This is a genomic window from Streptosporangium sp. NPDC006013 (genome assembly GCF_040614275.1).
Taxonomy (GTDB): domain Bacteria; phylum Actinomycetota; class Actinomycetes; order Streptosporangiales; family Streptosporangiaceae; genus Streptosporangium.
Genome location: NZ_JBEXUE010000015.1, coordinates 1 through 17,437, shown reverse-complemented (window position 1 = coordinate 17,437; position 17,437 = coordinate 1). Strand labels below are relative to the sequence as shown.

The following is a 17,437-nucleotide window of genomic DNA, read 5'->3' as shown; positions in this document are numbered from 1 at the left end:
CGGGACATGGGTCCCGCACCCTCCTCACGTTCCCGGGCAGGCTGGTCCACGGGGAAACGGGCGGCCGGAGGTGCTCAGGCGAGCTGGGCGCCCTGCAACCCGGCGTAGGCGCCGCGCAACCGCATCAGCTCGTCGTGGGTGCCCACCTCCTGGATCCCGCCTTCGCGCATGACCACGATGCGGTCGGCGCCGCGGATGGTCGACAGCCGGTGAGCGACGACAAGGACCGTGCGCCCGGCGACCAGTCGGGTCAACGCCTCCTGGATGAGCGCCTCCGAGCGGGTGTCCAGGGCGGAGGTGGCCTCGTCCAGGATCAGCACACGCGGGTCGCGGATCAGGGCGCGGGCGATGGCCAGACGCTGGCGCTGGCCGCCCGACAGACGGGCGCCCCGCTCTCCGACGACCGTGTCGAGGCCGGCGGGGAGCCGGTCGATGAACTCCAGCGCGTTGGCGTCCTGGAGCGCCTGCCGCACCCTGTCGGAGGGGACGTCGGCCATGCCGTAGGTGATGTTCTCCCTGATGCTGCCCTCGAACAGGATCGACTCCTGCGGTACGACGGACAGGAACCTGCGGTAGGTCCGCAGATCCAGCGTCTCCATGTCACGCCCGTCCAGCAGGATCCGGCCGGAGGTGGGACGCACGAAGCCGATGACGAGGTTGAGCACCGTCGACTTGCCCGCTCCCGAGGGGCCGACCAGCGCGATCGTCTCTCCGGGGGCCACCGTGAGGTTGAACCCGGTGACCGCGGTGCCCTCTCCGTAGGAGAACTCGACGTCGCGGAACTCGATCTCGCCGCCGACGGAGACGACCTGCTCCTTGCCCGCGTTGTGCTCCAGGTCGGGCGCCTGGAGCACCTCGCCGATGGATCGTACGGAGGCCAGCCCCTTGCTGATCACCGGGGTGAGGCTGAGCAGGGAGGTGACGGCGGAGGTGAGGGTGGCGAAGAAGGTGGTGAGCATGACCACGTCGCCCGCGGTGATGGGGATGACCTGGTAGTAGGCGACGAGCGCGGAGCCGGCGAGGAAGGCGACACCGAGCGTGTTGAGCAGGATCCAGGCCAGCGCGCCGAAACTGCCGTTGAGCAGGTCCAGCCGGAGCCCCTTGCGCAGCACCTTGGTCAGCGTGCCGTCGACGCGGTGCAGGGCGTCCTGTTCCAGGCCGTGCGCGCGGGTGATCGGGATGAGCGTGGTCATCTCGCTGACCCGGGTGGACAGCTGCTCGACCTCGCGGCGGAAGCTCTCGTTGTCGTCGCGCAGCCGCATCACGAGCAGCGCGGCGGCGGGTACCACCACCAGGAAGACCGGCATCGCGGCGGGCACCCGCACCGCGATCACCACCAGGCCCCCGGCCAGCATGGTGAGCGCGGACAGGCCCATGTCCGCCGCCTGCTGGCTGGTCTGCTCCACGCTCTCGACGTCCCGGATGACCTTGGTCTGGAGTACGGCGGCGCTGACCCGCGAGTGGTAGCCGATGGAGAGCTGCTGCATGCGGCGGCAGAGCGCGGAGCGCAGATCCGTCCCCATCCGGCGGATGGCTCCGTGCAGGCAGCGGACGTAGAGCAGGTGGAGGGGATAGTTGAGGAGCAGCAGGACGAGCAGCACGCCCGCGTTGACCCACAGGTGCGCGATCGGGCCGTGACCGACCACGATGTCGACGACATTGGCCGTGATCAGCGGCAGCAGCCAGGTGGGGCTGTGCTTGAAGAGGAAGGCGAAGACCGCCACGAGCAGCCTGAGGCGGTCCTCCCGGAAGAGATAGGCGAGCGTACGCATTGGATGCTCACCGCGGTAGCGGTGATCGAGAGCGCCAACCACAAATCCCCTAAATAGTGGTAGATCTCCGGTCAATCCTCTCGTATCGAAATTTCGCCCGCGTGACAAGCCCGCCGCCGGACCACCCCGCCCGTCGCGAGCCGTTCAGTCCCTCGCCGAGGGAAGCCTCATCTCCAGGAGCTGGCCGGGCCAGTCGCCGACCTTGAAACTCTCGGTCCTGGTGAAGCCCTGGCTCTCGTAGTACGCCACCAGGCGGCCGTCGTCGCCGCCGTAGCAGTCGACCCGCAGCAGCGCGACCTCCCGCTCGACGGCCTCGGCCCTGGCACGCTCCAGCAGGGCCGAGCCGACCCCGCGACCGTGGAACCGCTGGTCGATGACCAGCCCCTGGACGTACAGCTCGGGCTCGGAGGCGGGGGTGACGTAGGGCATCGCGGACCCCACGACCAGACATCCCGCGGGCCGGTCGTCGAGTTCGGCGACGCGCATCCCGCCGGACGTCGCCCATGAGGTGACACTCTCCACACGGGCCGCGTCAGTCGAGAACGGTTCGCTGCCCCACTGGCCGGTGCGCCCCTGGGAGGTCAGCCACGCCACCGCGCTGTCGAACATCGCCAGAACAGCCGGTACGTCGCCGAGGTGCCCGTCACGGATAATCACCGGCGGATCGTAACAGGACATGCACCCCTATACGGGATATGCCGCGTAAAGGATCTCACCGCGCCGGAAGATCAGTACACTCGGCGACGGCCGGAACACGGCTCCTCGTCACGGCCGCGTGCCGTGGCCCCTTCCCCCCCGGGAGTCACGTGAGCAACGGAGTGATCGGCGCGTTCCCCGAGCCGCCCCCGGTTCCACCCGGCCGGCGCTCGCTCCGCCCTGGTCGCAGGTGGCTGTGGTGGCTGGTGGCCGCCGTCACCGCCGTGCTGCTCGTGGCGGGCGGGACCGTGGCCGGCGCGTACGTCAGGCTGACCGGCAACGTCAAGCACGTCGAGGTCACCGCGGAGGACCTCGGACGCCGGCCGGCCAAGGTCGCGACCAGTGCGATGAATGTCCTGATCGTCGGCTCGGACCAGCGAAACGGCAAGAACGCGAGGTACGGCCGGGTGGCGGGCGAGCGGACTGACACGATCATGCTCGCGCACATCTCGCCGAAGCGGGACAACGCGATGGTCATCAGCTTCCCACGCGACTCGATGGTCCAGCTCCCCGCCTGCCGGGCCAGGCAGGGGCTGCCAGGGCAGCGGCCGCACCTGGGCATGATCAACGAGTCGTTCAACTCCGGCGGCATCACCTGCACCTGGAAGACCGTCGAATCGCTCACCGGCATCCACATCGACCACTTCGTGAAGGTCGACTTCACCGGTTTCAAGGACATGGTCGACGCGGTCGGTGGCGTGGAGATCTGCGTGCCCGAGGCGATCGACGACAAGAAGGCCCTGCTCCACCTGTCCGCCGGACGCCAGAACCTCGGGGGCGAGCAGGCCCTGGGCTACGTACGGGCCCGCTACAGCCTGGGCGACGGATCGGACATCGGGCGCATCCAGCGCCAGCAGATGTTCATCGCCTCCATGGTCAAGAAGGTCATGAGCGGTGAGACGCTCACCGACCCGGCCCGGCTCTTCGGCTTCCTGGACGCGGCGACGAAATCGGTCACCACCGACCCCGGCCTCACCCCGGGCGTCATGAAGGACCTGGCCACCAGCGCCGAGGGGCTCGCCGCCGGGCAGATCCACTTCATCACCACCCCGTGGCGCTACTCGCTGGTCCACCCGGGCCGGGTGGAGTGGGTCGAGCCGCAGAGCGGCAGGCTGTTCCGTATCGTCGCGACGGACCGGGCGATCGCCGGCTCCGGGGTCAGGGGCGGCCAGTCCAGGGTGCCCCGATCGAAGATCCAGCTAGAGGTGCGCAACGGAACCATGCGGTCCGGTCTGGCCACCCTGGTAGCGGTCCAGTTGGAGGAGCGGGGCTATCACGTCGCCAGGATCGGCGACGCCCTGCGCAAGCCGTACCCGGCGACCACGATCGCCTACTCGCCGAACGGCACCGCCAAGGCGCCCACCCTCAGCCGGGACCTGATCGTCTCCACCCCCAAGCCCGTCTCCTGGGCGACCACGGGAAGGCTCATCCTGACGATCGGTGACGACTGGAAAGGCCTGAAGCCGCTTCCCCGCAACGACAACGAGAGCCTGAAGGGTTTCGACGCGACCCACGACTCGTGCACCGGCGCCTGACCGTTCCCGTCAGATGGACTTCGAGACGAGCCGTACGGGAGGGACGCCGAGCAGGCCATGATCGACCGGCTGCCATCGGGATGCCGCGAAGGTCCCGGCGGCTTCCTCTCGATCCCGTCTGACCTGGAAGCCATTTCCCTTCACCATCAAATGAGCATAAAAACTTGACCTGGCTTTGCTGTCTGATTAATACCAATAACCTATAAATAGTCCTAAGTATGCATTTATAGGAGTAAAGACCCTTTCGAGGGGGAATGTCAGCATTGCGATATCCACGTTCGATCCAGGGCCGCATGACCCTCACCGCGCTCGTCCTGTTCATGCTGGTGCTGGGGATCGGTATGTTCGCCATACAGGATGTCGTGCGGGACAAAGTGTTGACCGACGCCACCGACGCGGTGGCCGAGGCCGCCGGGAAGGCGGTCCAGAGCGTCGAGAACGGGCCCGCGAACGCCGTCGTCCTTCCCACCAGCCACATCTCCCTCATCCAGGTCGTCGCGGCCGACGGCCGGGTGGTCGCCGCCAGCCCCGCCATGAAGGGGAAGCCCAGGATCAGCGAAACACTCCCTACCGACGGCGACCTCCGGGTGAACGGGACGTCCTGCATAACCTTCCCCACGGGGCGACAGACGTGCTACATCATCGTGGGCTTCCGGATCGATCACTCCCCCTACGGCAAGGTGATGGTCTACGCGGCGGCACCGCAACCCCAACTGCTCCGTACCAACGTCCTGGAGATCTCACTGGCGCTTTTCGGCTCCGTGCTCCTCGCGCTGCTCGGCTGGGGCACCTGGCAGCTCGCCGGTCGCACCCTGAAACCGGTGGCGCGGATCCGCGCCAAGATGGCCGAGATCACCGCCACCGACCTCAGCCGCCGGATGCCCGTCCCCGATTCCGAGGACGAGGTGGCGCAGCTCACCAAGACCGTCAACGCGACCCTCGAAAGACTGGAGCGGGCTGTGGAGGACCAGCGCCGCTTCGCCTCCGACGCCTCCCACGAGCTGCGCACCCCGCTGACCGGGCTGCGCACCAAACTCGAACTGGCGATCTCCGATCCCGGCGCGGAGGATTCGCGCACGACCATGTGCTCCGTGCTGGCGGACGCAGAACGGCTCCAGGCCATCATCGACGACCTTCTGCTGCTCACCCGCCTCGACGCCGGCGTGCAGAGTACATCGGAGCAGATCAACCTCTCCGAGCTGGTCATCGCCGAGGTGGAGCGGTGGCCCCACCGGCACGAGGTGCTGTTGAAGCTCGCTCCCGACGTCGTGGTGCGAGGCAACCGGCTCCAGCTGACCCGGCTGCTGACCAATCTGCTCGCCAACGCCGACCGGCACGCGACGAAGGAGATACAGGTCCGGGTCGGGAACGAACGGGGCGAGGCCGTGATGGAGGTCATCGACGACGGGCTCGGCATCCCGGTCGGGGAGCATGAGCGGATCTTCCAGCGGTTCACCCGCCTGGATTCGGCGCGCAGCCGCGACGCCGGGGGAACCGGCCTGGGCCTGCCCATAGCCAGGGACATCGCCCTGGCGCACCAGGGCAGGCTCTATGCCACCGACCGCGCCACCGGCAACGGCGCCCGAATCGTCCTCTGCCTCCCGCTGTCGACCGCCACACGCCGCTGAGGGATCCCTCCGACGGGCTGGCGGAGAGACCACCCTGGTGATCACGAGATGTGGTCCCTGCGGAGATGGCCCGTATCCGCCATATGTGAGAATCAGGCCATGCACAGGGTCGTCATGTTCGCCATGGACGGTGTGATCCCCTTCGAGCTGGGCATCCCGCCGCGCATCTTCGGTATCGCCAGGAGCCCCGAGGGCGAGCGGCTCTACGAGGTGCTCACCTGCACCGCCGACGGCGCCCCGGTACGCACCGACGCCGACTTCTCGATCGCGGTGGACCACGGAGCCGAGGCCCTGGCCGACGCGGACACCGTGGTGATCCCCGCCACCCACGCGCTCGGCCCCGTCTCCACCGAGGGACGGCTCACCAGGCCCATGGCCGACGCGATCGCGCTCATCCGGCCGGGCACCCGCCTGGTCTCGATCTGCACCGCCGCCTACGTGCTCGCGGCGGCCGGACTGCTCGACGGCCGCCCCGCGACCACCCACTGGAGCCACGCCGAGCACTTCCAGAAGCTGTTTCCCCAGGTCAGGGTCAACCCGGACGTACTGTTCGTGGACGACGGGGATGTGCTCACCTCCGCCGGAGTGGCCGCGGGGATCGACCTCTGCCTGCACATCGTCCGGCGCGACCACGGCACCGAGGTGGCCAACCGGGTGGCCAGGCGATGCGTCGTGCCGCCGTGGCGCGACGGCGGCCAGGCCCAGTTCATCGAGCGCCCGCTTCCCGCGCCGACCGTCACGACCACCGCGGCGACCAGGGCCTGGGCGCTGGAACGGCTGCACAAGCCGCTCCCCCTCAGCGAGCTGGCCGCCCACGCCCGGATGAGCCGCCGTACCTTCACCCGGCGCTTCCGCGACGAGGTGGGCCTCAGCCCCGGGCAGTGGCTCATCCTGCAGCGGGTGGAGCTGGCCCGGCAGCTCCTGGAGAGCAGCGACCTGCCGGTGGACGGCATCGCCCTGCGGGCCGGGTTCGGCACCGCGGCCTCGCTCCGTCAGCACCTGCAGGTGGTCGTCGGCGTCTCGCCGTTGGCCTACCGCCGCACGTTCCGGCCCGTGGAGGCCGCACCGGGTCCGGAGCCGTCACCGGCTGCGTGACCACTCCTCCTGCAGGCGGGCCGCCGCCTTCTCCGGGGTGATCCTGCCGTGGGCGACATCGAGGATCACATCGCCCTCCGCGCGCTCCAGGAACACCTCGTCGGGGACGTTCAGCGAGCCGCCGCCCCGGATGAGTTCCTGGAGCGCGGCGTAGCCGTCCTTACCCTCCGGGGTGGCGAAGACCGACGATTCCACCTTGAAGTCCGCAGCCGCGGGGGCCATCGTCAGGTCTCCGGCCCAGCTGGAGACGCCGTCGCCCACGGTCAGGAATTCGATCAGCGTGGCCGCCTCGGCCACGTGCCCGGACTTCCTGGGGACGGCCAGACCCACCTCGGCCGTGCTACGGACGGCCGGCCTGGCGTCCGGCAGGATGGTGGGGAAGGGGCCGGCGCCGATCTTCTTGACGGAGAACTTGCCGGTCCTGCGGTAGGACGTGGACAGCATCGAGCTCTGGCCTGAGCCGTCCACCAGGAACAGCGCCTTGCCGGAGCGGAAGAGCTCGGCCGGGCCGTCGCCCCTGAGGGCCAGCGTGGACCTCGCCAGCATGCCCCTGTCGAACATCGCCCCATAGCCGGTCAGGGCCGAGACCATCTCGGCGCTCTTCCACGACTTTCCGCCGGCCAGCAGGTCGTCGGAGAGGGTCGGGTCGGTCTGGCCGGCGATGGTGAACAGCAGTTCCTCCTGCCGGCGCGGCTCGCCGGAGAAGACGATCGGCTGGAGGTCGGGGATCTCCTTCCTGACCCGCATGACGATGGATTCGAGATCGGCGACCGTCTTGGGGAAGGACTCCCCGAGCTCGGACAGGAGAGCCGCGTCGTAGTACATGACCGCGCCGGCGGTGGATCCCATCGGGACCGAGTAGAGCGTGCCGTCCTTGGCGACCTGCTCCGTCTGCTTGACCGCGACCGGGTCGAGTTTCCCGAGCAGGTCGCCGGAGACCTCGTCCTTCCAGTCGGCGACCGGACGGAGCCGGTTCTTGACCGCGCCGGTCATGGTCGGGATGTGGATGCCGACGACGTCGAGCGCCTCGCCGCCGTCGAGTGCCTTGGACAGCCGCTTGCGGTAGTCGGCCTCACCGAAGGTGCGCAGGTCGACCTTGATACCGGGATTCGCCTCCTCGAAGGCGGCGAGCGCCGCCTTCAGCCCGGCCTCGGGCGGGGAGAAGGTCCAGTACTTCAGGGTGACGGGCCCCGCGGGCTTCTCTGTCGGCTTCTCGGTCGGCTTCTCCGTGGGCTTGGAAACGGACTGCTCGGCCGGTTTCCCGCCCTCGGCCGCCCCGCCGGCGCCGCAGGCGGTCAGCCCCAGGGCGAGGGCGGCGGTCATGGCGAACACGCGAGCTGTACCACGCATGCATACCTCCAAAAGGATCACGGTGCGGGTGACGGTGTTCAGCCCGGCGAGTCCGATCACGATGTAGATCGTGAAAAAAGATCTTATGTGCTCCTCTGCCGCGACGACGGCCGCTAAAACCCCGCTGCGCCCCTCAACCCTGCCGTGAACCGCGCGGCGAACCCCGGCGACAACCGGACGGGCGGCTCTCAGCCCTCGACGATCTCGTGACGGAGGTGCTCGCGACTGAGGTCGAGGAGCATCCTGACGTGGGCGTCGGCAAGACGGTAGTAGATCATTCGGCCGGACCGGCGATTGGCCACGATGCCCGCCGTCCGCAGCAGCCTCAGGGCGTGCGACACGGCGGTGTCGCTGACCTCGACGGTCTCGGCGAGATCGCAGACGCACAGCTCACCGGCCTCGAGCAGCGCGTACAGCAGCTGCGCACGGGTCTGGTCGCCCAGCAGCCTGAACAGGTCGGCGAGCCGGGCCGCCTCGCTCGGGGTGACAAGGCGATCCCGTGTCGCCGCCACCCTGGCCTCGTCGGGCTCCACGGTCACGCACGCGTCCAGACCGGCGACGACTTCCATGGGCGAACTCCTGAACAGATACTCAAATGATAACGACTATCGTACCAAGTCGCCCGCGAGCCCGGCGGGACGGTCAGTCCTGCTTGGCGCTCAGTGGCCGGGCGATGTCCTCCAGGCTCCTGCCCTCGGCCTTGACCCCGAGGAAGAGCTCCACCAGCCCTGCGATGATCATGAGGGTCGCGCCGATACAGAAGGCCAGCGCCGTGTCACCGGGTCTGCCGCTCTTGACCAGGTTGGCGAAGACCAGCGGTCCGGACACGCCACCGGCGAAGGTGCCGATCGCGTAGAAGAACGCGATCGCCATGGCCCGGGTCTCCATCGGGAAGATCTCGCTGACCGTCAGGTAGGCCGCGCTCGCCCCGGCGGAGGCGAAGAAGAGCACGACGCACCAGCAGGCGGTGAGCGTGACCGCAGTCAGCACCCCCTGGTCGAACAGCCAGGCCGTGCCGAGGAGGAGCACCCCGGACCCGATGTAGGTGCCGGAGATCATGGGGATGCGGCCGACCGTGTCGAACAACCGCCCGAGCAGGAGCGGGCCGAGGAAGTTGCCGACCGCGATGACCGCGAAGTAGTAGCCGGTGTGGGTGACGATGCCGAAGAAGGTCGACAGGATCTGTGCGTACCCGAAGGTGATGGCGTTGTAGAGGAACGCCTGACCGATGAAGAGCGCCAGGCCGAGGACCGTGCGCTTGGGGTAGCGGGCGACCATGGTGTGTGCGATCCGCCCGAAGCCGATCGACGTGCGCTGGTGGATGGTCATCGACCGCGAGGGCTCGTCGAGCGGGATGCCCTCCTCGCGCTCGATCCGCTTCTCCACCTCGTCGACCAGCCTCTCGGCCTCCCGGTCGCGACCGTGGATGAACAGCCAGCGAGGGCTCTCCGGCACGTGTCTGCGGACCAGCAGGATGGCCAGGCCGAGCACCACCCCCATCCCGAAGGCGACACGCCAGCCGATGTTCAGCGGGAGGTTGTCGAGCAGCGGCACGGTCAGCAGCGCGCCTCCGGCGGCGCCGAGCCAGTAGCTGCCGTTGATGATGATGTCGATCCTGCCGCGATGGCGGCTCGGGATGAGCTCGTCGATGGCCGAGTTGACGGCCGCGTACTCGCCGCCGATGCCGAAACCGGTCAGGAACCGGAACAGGAAGAACCACCAGACGGAGAAGGAGAACGCCGTCGCGGCGGTGGCGACCAGGTAGACGGCCATCGTGATGATGAACATCTTCTTCCGGCCGAACCTGTCGGTGAGCCAGCCGAAGAACAGCGCCCCGAGACACGCCCCCGCCACGTAGAGGGCCGCGGCCTGCCCTGCGACCTGGGCCTGGGTGATCGCCAGGCCGCTGCCCTCCTTGGCCAGCTGGGCGGAGAGGTTTCCGATGATCGTCACTTCGAGGCCGTCGAGGATCCAGACGGTGCCGAGGCCGACGACGATCATCCAGTGCCATCGTGACCACGGCAGCCGGTCCAACCTCGCGGGGACCTTCGTGGTCACGGTCCCCGTCTGAACGTCGCTCACGACAGGAGCGGTTACCCCCGCATAACCGGCTTATGCCGGTGTGAGACGCGCCGTTTCATCGGTCCTCAGCTGCACGATCAGGACAAATCCCCACCTTTTCGATACATTGCGCGAGCATGGGGACATGGGGAGACTTAATCCTGTTTAGGGAGATCAATGAAAGCCCGGATCACGGGCGTCGCGACGTATCTGCCGGAACGGACCATGTCCAGCGCGGATGTGGAGCGGCGGATCGAGGGCTACGTGCCCTACGGAGGCGTCGTCGAGAGGCTGACGGGAATCCGACGGCGCCATGTGGCCCGCGATGACCAGCAGGCCTCGGACCTGGCCGCCGAGGCGGCCCGCGGCCTCGACCACTCAGGCGTCGACCTGCTCGTCTTCGCGTCGGCCTCGCAGGACATGGTCGAGCCCGCCACCGCACACATCGTGGCGGCCAAGCTGGGACTCTCCTGCCCGGTGTTCGACATCAAGAACGCCTGCAACAGCATGCTCAACGGGATCCAGATCGCCGAGGCGCTGATCCTGTCCGGGGCGCACCGCAAGGTACTGGTCTGCTCGGGCGAGATCCCCTCACGGGCGATCCGCTGGCGGGTCAGGGATCGCGCGCAGTTCGTCGACTCCTTCGCGGGCTACACGATGTCGGACACCGGAGCCGCGGTCATAGTCGCCGCCGATATGGAACGCGGCATTTTCTACCGCGACTTCGCGGCCGACTCCACGGCGTGGGCGATCGGCACCCTGCCGGGAGGCGGTTCGGCGCATCCTCGCGACCCCGAATACTCCTACTTCCGCGGCGACGGGCGCAGGTTGAAGGAGGCGTTCGAGATGATCGGCCCGGACATCTTCCTCAACGCGCTCAAGCGCACCGGCCTGACCTGGGACGACTTCGCCATCGTGGCGGTACACCAGGTGGCGCTGCCCTACCTGCGCTTCCTGGCCCAGGTGCTCGGCATCCCCGCCGACAGGCTCGTGGTCAGCCTGCCCGAGCACGGCAACTGCGCCTCGACCACGCTGCCGCTCCAGCTCGCGCTGGGCGGCTGGCGGCCCGGCGACCGGGTGGCGCTGCTCGGGCTGGGCGGCGGGATCAGCACCGGCGTGATCCTGGCGGAGATGTGATGGACCTCTGGGTGATCATCCCTGCCTACAACGAGGCCCACGGCATCGAGGCGACGCTGAGGGCGCTGGCCGAGCAGGACGACCGGGACTTCACGCTGCTCGTGGTGGACAACGCGAGCACCGACGGCACCGCCGAGATCGTCCGGCGGCACGGTGTCCAGGTGATCGTCGAGACCCGGAAGGGCACGGGCGCCGCCTCCGACACCGGCATGCGCCACGCCATCGCGCACGGGGCGACCCATCTGGCCAGGACCGACGCCGACTGCCTGCCCCGCCCCGACTGGGTGCGCAACATCCGGCGGGCCTTCGGCAACGGGCTGGAGATGGTCGGCGGCCGGCTGCGCCCCCGGACCGACGAGTTCCGGCTGAAGTTCTGGGAGCGGCACCTCATCCCGTTCGTGGTGGAGGTGGCGGCCACCTTCGGGCGCTTTCGGCCCGGCAACAGGGACCCGCGCTACCTGGGGCCGTACGTGATGATGCCCGGCGCCACCCTGGCCATCACCGCGGAGCTCTACGACCGCGCGGGCGGTTTCCCCAGGACCGCGATCGAGGAGGTCCATGAGGACCGCGCCCTGGTCAACCGGGTGCGCATGCTCACCGCCGCGTACGGCTCGCGCCGCGACGTGGTGGTCTTCGGCTCCGTGCGCAGGCTCAGGGCGTACGGCCTCGCGGGCACCCTCGCCTGGTATGCCGACCACCACTACCGCCCAGAAGTGATCGACGTCCGGTGAACCACGAGACGCGGCTCCACCTGGCCGCGCATCCCTTCGCCTACCCGCTCCTGCGGCTGCTGGCCAGACTCGGGCCGGTGGTGCGGGTTCCCGGGCTGGGCGTCGTGGTCAACGACGCCACCGTCGCGCGGGCCGTGCTGATGGACGAGCGGTTCCGCAAGGACGGTCCCGGATCGCCCGGCGACCTGTGGACGCCCGTGCTCGGCCCCTCCGTGCTGCTCAACATGGAGGGAGCGGGCCACCTCGCGCTGCGCAGGAAGCTGATGCCGCTGTTCACCCCCGGGTACGTCTCGGCGCTGGTGGACGACGTGCTCCGCGGGCCGCTCGACGACCTCTCGGCGCGGCTGGGACGCGGCGAGGCGGTCGACCTGGTGGACGCCATGCGGCTGATGGCCGGAGCGGTGATCTGCCGGGTGATCGGGCTGGGCGAGGTCTCCGAGGCTCGGGCCAGGGAGCTGTTCGCGGACGGGGAGCGGGTCGTCTCGATGGTCTCGCTCCGCTCGCGGCGGCTGTCGGATCGGCAGGTGGCGGCCGCCCGGCAGGTGCTGGACCGGATCGGGGACATCGCGCAGGCCGCCTATGAGGCCGCCGACGAGTCCACGGTGATGGGCCGGATGCGGGCCCAGGGGCTCTCGCCCGCCGAGGCCAGGGGAGCGGCCGGAGCGTTCTTCCTGACCGGTACCGAGACGGTCGCCACGTTCGTCCCCCGGCTCTTCGCCCTCCTGCACGACCACCGGACCCCGGTGGACGACCTGGACCGGATCATCGAGGAGGCCATGCGGGTCACCACGCCGACCCCGCTGATGCTCCGCTCGGTGTCCACCGCCGCGCGCGTCGGCAAGGCCGCGGTGCGCCCCGGTGACCGGGTGCTGATCGTCACCCACAACTGCGCCAGGGCGTACGGCCCGTTCGATCCCTCCCGCCCCCACCCGCCCGAGCTGCGCAGGCTCTGGTTCGGCGCGGGCCCGCACTTCTGCATCGGCTACCCGCTGGCCCTGGCGGAGATCCGGGCGGTGGCCTCCGTCCTGCTCTCCCACCGGGTACGCGTCCTGCGACGGCGCGCGGCCAGAGGGGTCCTCATTCCCACCTACGAGCACCTGTGGGTCAGTGCCACATGAACGACATCATCAACGGGATCATGTCCATCGCCGGGCGGGAGCCGGGACGGACCGCCATCGTCGACGGCCGAGGCCGCGAGATCACCTACGGCGAGCTCGCCCGCCGGGTGTCGGCGGTCCGCGACGCGATGGGCGGACCGTCACCTGAGGACGGGATGCGGCCCGGGGACGGGGTGCTGTTCGCGGTGCGGCCCGGGGTGGACGCGGTGACGCTGGCGCTGGGGGCGGTCGCGGCGGGCGGGACGCTCCTCCTCGCGGACCCCGGGCTGGCGCCCGACGTGCTCGCGGCCCGCATGGCCGCGACCCGGCCCGCGTGGGTGATCAGCGAGTCCCTGCTCTACACGCTGAGCGGCCCGCTCAGGAGCCTGGCCCGCCGCCGCGGCCTGCTCCTGCCGAACCTCGCCGATCCGCTTCCCGGCCGGCCCGTCCGCCACCTGTACACCGGCCCGTGGCTGCCGGGGGTTCCCCGAGGGGCGCTGCGGCTGCCTGGGATCCTCCGATCGCCGTCCGGCCCGTCCGGGCCGCGGGCGTACCGATCCGACCCGGACCAGCCGGCGGCGGTGATCTTCACCTCCGGGACCACGGCGCGCCCGCGAGGGGTGGTGCACACCCGAAGATCGCTCGCGACCGGGCTGGAGATGTTCAGAAGCGTGTTCCCGCTCGGCCCCGGCGACATCGTGCACACCGACCAGCTGATGCTCGGCCTCCCCGCCCTGCTGGCCGGGGCGACCTGGTCACTGCCCGGAGGCGGGGACCTCGCCGCCGAGCTGGCCGCGAGGCGGGCCACCCACACCTTCGCCGTGCCGGTGCACCTGGACAGGCTGCTGCGCCAGACCCCCAGACTTCCCGGAACCCTCCGCTACCTCCTGCTCGGCGCCGCCCCCGCCCCGCCGGGCGTGCTCCGGCGCGCGATCGAGGCCGGCCCCGAGGTGCTGTCCGTCTACGCGATGACCGAGGCGCTCCCCATCGCCATCGCGTCGGCGCGGGAGAAGCTGGCCCAGGCCGAGGGGGACCTGCTCGGCGCACCGCTGCCCGGTGTCGGCGTCCGGATCGCCGAGGACGGTGAGCTGTTCGTCTCGGGGCCCCACCTCGCGCGGTGCTACCTCGGTGAGGAGCCGTTGCGCGAGATCGCCACCGGCGACCTGGTCCGGCTCGACGCCGGTCGGCTGGTACTGCTCGGCCGGAAGAAGGACATGATCCTCCGCGACGGCGTCAACATCTATCCGGGCCTGTACGAGTCCGGCATCGCGGCGCTGCCCGGGGTGGCCGAGGCCGCGATCGTCGGACTCGCCGACCCCGACACCGGGGACGAGGAGGTCGTGCTGGCCGTCGTGCCCACCGGCGGCTACGACGAGGGCCGGCTGCGCGGGGCACTCCCCGAAATCGTGGACTCGGCGGCCCTGCCCGACCGGATCGAGCCACTCGACGCCTTTCCCCGCTCGGGGCGGGCCGACAAGCTCGACCGGGCCGCCCTGCGGGATCTGGTCGCCCGCCGTGACTGAGCATCGAAACCGCCCGCATCGGGCCGGCACCGATCCCGGGCCGGGCGGCAGGGCGTTTCGGGTCGCGGTGACGGGGGCCTCGGGGTTCGTGGGAGGCGCGGTCTGCCGGGCGGCCGTGGCGGAGGGCTGGACGGTGTTCGCCTTCGGCAGGCGGTCCGGAGTGGAGGGCGGGCATGTCGGCCACGCGCCGTACACACCGTGGGATCTCCTCGGCGGGCGACCGGAGCCGCGGGAGGTGGACGCGGTGATCCACTGTGCCGGGAGCGTCACGGACTGGGGGCCGGCGCGCGACATCTGGGCGGCCAATGTCGACGGCACCCGCAACGCGGCCGCGGCCTTCCCCGGCGCCAGGTTCGTGCACGTCAGCACGGCGAGCGTCTACGACCCGTTCCTGCCGACCGTGATGGCCACCGAGGAGGCCGCCCCGGTCGGGCGGTACGCGAGCGCCTACGGCGCCTCGAAGGCCGCCGCGGAGAGGTGTCTGGAGCGGGCGGTCATCCTACGACCGCACGCGGTCTACGGCAGGGGGGACACCACGCTGCTTCCCCGGGTCCTCGGCGCGGTCAGGGGTGGCAGGCTTCTCGCGGTGGGTGACGGACGCCAGCGGATCAGCCTGACCTCGGTGGACAATCTGGTCCTGGCCTGTCTGCTCGCCGCCGCGGGACCCGTCGACCACGGTGTCTTCAACGTGACCGACGCCGAACCCGTCATGCTCGACGACGCCCTGCGCTCGATCCTCGCGGAGCGCGGCATCGACGCCGAACCGTACTATCTGCCCCTGAAGCTGGTCGACCCCGTCGCGGCCGTCGCCGAGGCCGCCTTCCGGCTGCTCCGACGCCCGCACCCGCCCCGGCTGACGCGCTACGCCGCGGGCCACCTGGCCGTCGAGCGGACCCTCGACATCACCGCGGCGCGCGCCCGCCTCGGCTACCGGCCGTCGGCGACGTCGTTCGTCGGCTCCTCCGACTGGTGAGCGCGGGATTCGAACATGGCGGCGGCGGCCTGGTAACGGATGAGCCCGTTCCTGGCGACGAAGACCACCCCCGCCATGAGCAGGCCGAGCGTGAAGAGCACGCGCAGGCCGTTTCTCAGGAAGGCGGTCAGCGCGTCGAATATCACGAGCACGGCGGCGACCGGCAGGCCGCCGGGGCCGGTGGAGTCCGGCAGGTAGATGTTACGTAGCGCGGACATGGCGATCGCCAGCGTGAACATGCTCCCGGCCATGCCGATACCGGCACCGATCAGTGCGGTGCACCGGTCGCGGGCCAGGAAGACCCCGGCGGCGATCAGGGCCGGTGACGTACCCGCCAGGACCCACCTCAGTGAGATCAGCCTGTCGTGGATGTGGTCCATCTTGGCCACGGCGGAGGCGGAGAGCACCTCGGCGACGGGATGGGTCCTGGGCAGGCGGGAGGCGGCTTCCAGACCGCCGCTCCGCAGCCGGTGTTTGACCAGTTCGTACATCGGGGCGAGGTCGTAGCCGATGCTGCTTGGTATGCCGGAATCCGCGCTCAGGACCGCGACGAACCTGCGGTGCGCCAGCCTGTTGATCTCCACCCAGGCGATGACGAAGTCATCGTCGACCTGATCCCCCACCGCGTTGTGGACAAGCCCCTCCTCGGCCGCGACACCCCGCTCGCGCAACCTCAGGGTGATCTCGTCGGCGACGCGACCGGTGACCGCGTCCCGTACGTCCGGGTGGCGGGCCAGCGGCGCCATGTTCCTGAGGTAGCCGCCGGGGTCCGCCACCTCGTTCGCCGTCCAGAACGCCACGAGGGTAAGGGGCGCGAGAAGGCAGCCGAGCGCGATCAAAATCGAGCTGATCATTTTACGCACGGGAACCTCCTAACCGCTTTACCTGGAAATCCCCGCGTTTGCCAGTCAAAATCGATTACGTGTCCTTTTTGACCATAACTTGGAGGTCAGCGTCATCCCGACGGCGCGATCTGGTTTACAAACCTTGACCGACCACCCTCAGCGCGTCGAACAACCACATAGCCCATTCAACTGGAAACCGTTACTAACCTGCGACGTATTGGGGTGACGGACAGGAGATGTAGGGCTATGGCCGATAACACGGGGCGGACAGGCGTCGGATCGAGTCTGGCACTGACACTGGGCTCGGCCGTTCTGTGGGGCCTGGCCCATGTCTGGGCGGGCCGCCGCCTGACGGGCGCCTTTCTGATGGGCATCGAGCTGACCCTCGCCGGAGCCGCCGCGATCGCCGTGCTGACCGCGGGGCCCGCCCTGCTCGCCCTCGCCGTACAGCCCGCCTGGCTCTGGGCCTTCGCGCTCGCCGCGATGTTGCTGGCCGCCGTGGCGGTGGCCGTGGTCATACACTCCTACCTGCTGGTGCGGCCGGAGTCGTCATCGCCCGCGGCCCAGTACCTCTCAACCGCCGCCGTCGGCCTGCTGTGCGTGCTGGTGACCGCTCCGATGATCTATGTGGCTCGGCTGGCCTACGTCTCCCAGAGCGTGGTGACCTCGGTGTTCGCGGAGAGCATCACGCCGATGCCGACGGACCCGTGGAAGGGCATGGAGCGGATCAACATCCTGCTCATCGGCGCGGACGCGGCGGCCAACCGGGTCGGCGTGCGCACCGACAGCATGACCGTGGCCAGCGTCGACACCCGGACCGGCGAAACCGTGCTTTTCGGCCTGCCGAGGAATCTGGAGAAAGTCCCGATGCCGCCGGGCCCGGCCCGCGAGCGATTCCCCTTCGGCTTCGAAGGCGAGCCGCCCTACACACCGGGCCTGCTCAACGAGGTCTACCAGTACGCCGAGGACTACCCGGAAATGGCCCCGAGGCTGG

Annotated in this window: 15 protein-coding genes and 1 pseudogene; 9 read left to right on the top strand and 7 right to left on the bottom strand. The window is 69.7% G+C overall.

Annotated elements, in window-relative coordinates:
- Window positions 1-74 precede the first annotated feature (74 nt).
- Both ABZ260_RS04375 and ABZ260_RS04370 read right to left on the bottom strand, forming a co-directional pair.
- On the bottom strand, window positions 75-1,772 hold the full coding sequence (locus ABZ260_RS04375) for an ABC transporter ATP-binding protein (RefSeq protein WP_355612876.1): 1,698 nt from the start codon (window positions 1,770-1,772) through the stop codon (window positions 75-77).
- Window positions 1,773-1,916: 144 nt separating this feature from the next.
- Window positions 1,917-2,429: a GNAT family N-acetyltransferase gene (locus tag ABZ260_RS04370; RefSeq protein ID WP_355612873.1), complete on the bottom strand. Its 513-nt coding sequence runs from the start codon at window positions 2,427-2,429 to the stop codon at window positions 1,917-1,919.
- Between the two features lie 149 nt (window positions 2,430-2,578).
- Between ABZ260_RS04370 and ABZ260_RS04365 the strand changes: the two genes are divergently transcribed.
- The gene (locus tag ABZ260_RS04365; RefSeq protein ID WP_355612870.1) at window positions 2,579-4,003 is read left to right on the top strand and encodes an LCP family protein; all 1,425 of its coding nucleotides are present in this window, start codon (window positions 2,579-2,581) and stop codon (window positions 4,001-4,003) included.
- A 9-nt stretch (window positions 4,004-4,012) separates the two neighbouring features.
- Here the strand turns inward: ABZ260_RS04365 and ABZ260_RS04360 are convergent, their stop codons facing one another.
- On the bottom strand, window positions 4,013-4,150 hold the full coding sequence (locus ABZ260_RS04360) for a hypothetical protein (RefSeq protein WP_355612867.1): 138 nt from the start codon (window positions 4,148-4,150) through the stop codon (window positions 4,013-4,015).
- Window positions 4,151-4,296: 146 nt separating this feature from the next.
- On the opposite strand from ABZ260_RS04360, the gene ABZ260_RS04355 reads away from it, so the two are divergent.
- Window positions 4,297-5,631 (top strand): ATP-binding protein, encoded by a 1,335-nt coding sequence (locus tag ABZ260_RS04355; RefSeq protein ID WP_355612864.1) that lies wholly within the window; start codon window positions 4,297-4,299, stop codon window positions 5,629-5,631.
- Between the two features lie 99 nt (window positions 5,632-5,730).
- Window positions 5,731-6,726 (top strand): helix-turn-helix domain-containing protein, encoded by a 996-nt coding sequence (locus tag ABZ260_RS04350; protein ID WP_355612861.1) that lies wholly within the window; start codon window positions 5,731-5,733, stop codon window positions 6,724-6,726.
- Here ABZ260_RS04350 and ABZ260_RS04345 read toward each other — a convergent pair.
- From ABZ260_RS04345 to ABZ260_RS04335, 3 genes are all read right to left on the bottom strand, one after another.
- The gene (locus ABZ260_RS04345) at window positions 6,712-8,136 is read right to left on the bottom strand and encodes an extracellular solute-binding protein (protein ID WP_355612858.1); all 1,425 of its coding nucleotides are present in this window, start codon (window positions 8,134-8,136) and stop codon (window positions 6,712-6,714) included. The genes ABZ260_RS04350 and ABZ260_RS04345 overlap by 15 nt on opposite strands.
- 128 nt (window positions 8,137-8,264) lie before the next feature.
- Entirely contained in the window at window positions 8,265-8,645 is a 381-nt protein-coding gene (locus ABZ260_RS04340; protein ID WP_350913531.1) for a metalloregulator ArsR/SmtB family transcription factor, read from the bottom strand.
- 73 nt (window positions 8,646-8,718) lie between these two features.
- The gene (locus tag ABZ260_RS04335) at window positions 8,719-10,158 is read right to left on the bottom strand and encodes an MFS transporter (RefSeq protein ID WP_355612855.1); all 1,440 of its coding nucleotides are present in this window, start codon (window positions 10,156-10,158) and stop codon (window positions 8,719-8,721) included.
- A 156-nt stretch (window positions 10,159-10,314) separates the two neighbouring features.
- Here ABZ260_RS04335 and ABZ260_RS04330 point away from each other — a divergent pair, with 156 nt between their 5' ends.
- The 5 genes from ABZ260_RS04330 to ABZ260_RS04310 are packed head-to-tail and all read left to right on the top strand — an operon-like array spanning window position 10,315 to window position 15,598.
- The gene (locus ABZ260_RS04330; protein WP_355612852.1) at window positions 10,315-11,274 is read left to right on the top strand and encodes a ketoacyl-ACP synthase III; all 960 of its coding nucleotides are present in this window, start codon (window positions 10,315-10,317) and stop codon (window positions 11,272-11,274) included.
- The gene (locus ABZ260_RS04325; protein WP_355612849.1) at window positions 11,274-12,005 is read left to right on the top strand and encodes a glycosyltransferase; all 732 of its coding nucleotides are present in this window, start codon (window positions 11,274-11,276) and stop codon (window positions 12,003-12,005) included. The genes ABZ260_RS04330 and ABZ260_RS04325 overlap by 1 nt, the downstream gene beginning before the upstream one ends.
- On the top strand, window positions 12,002-13,123 hold the full coding sequence (locus ABZ260_RS04320; RefSeq protein WP_355612846.1) for a cytochrome P450: 1,122 nt from the start codon (window positions 12,002-12,004) through the stop codon (window positions 13,121-13,123). Before ABZ260_RS04325 ends, ABZ260_RS04320 begins: the two co-directional genes overlap by 4 nt.
- Window positions 13,120-14,625 (top strand): class I adenylate-forming enzyme family protein, encoded by a 1,506-nt coding sequence (locus ABZ260_RS04315; protein ID WP_355612843.1) that lies wholly within the window; start codon window positions 13,120-13,122, stop codon window positions 14,623-14,625. The genes ABZ260_RS04320 and ABZ260_RS04315 overlap by 4 nt, the downstream gene beginning before the upstream one ends.
- The gene (locus ABZ260_RS04310; RefSeq protein ID WP_355612840.1) at window positions 14,618-15,598 is read left to right on the top strand and encodes an NAD(P)-dependent oxidoreductase; all 981 of its coding nucleotides are present in this window, start codon (window positions 14,618-14,620) and stop codon (window positions 15,596-15,598) included. The genes ABZ260_RS04315 and ABZ260_RS04310 overlap by 8 nt, the downstream gene beginning before the upstream one ends.
- On the opposite strand, the gene ABZ260_RS04305 is transcribed toward ABZ260_RS04310, so the two are convergent.
- Window positions 15,553-16,461: a hypothetical protein gene (locus ABZ260_RS04305; RefSeq protein WP_355612837.1), complete on the bottom strand. Its 909-nt coding sequence runs from the start codon at window positions 16,459-16,461 to the stop codon at window positions 15,553-15,555. The genes ABZ260_RS04310 and ABZ260_RS04305 overlap by 46 nt on opposite strands.
- Before the next feature lie 228 nt (window positions 16,462-16,689).
- Between ABZ260_RS04305 and ABZ260_RS04300 the strand changes: the two are divergent.
- Window positions 16,690-17,437 (top strand): annotated as a pseudogene (locus tag ABZ260_RS04300) (LytR family transcriptional regulator); the annotation flags it as partial.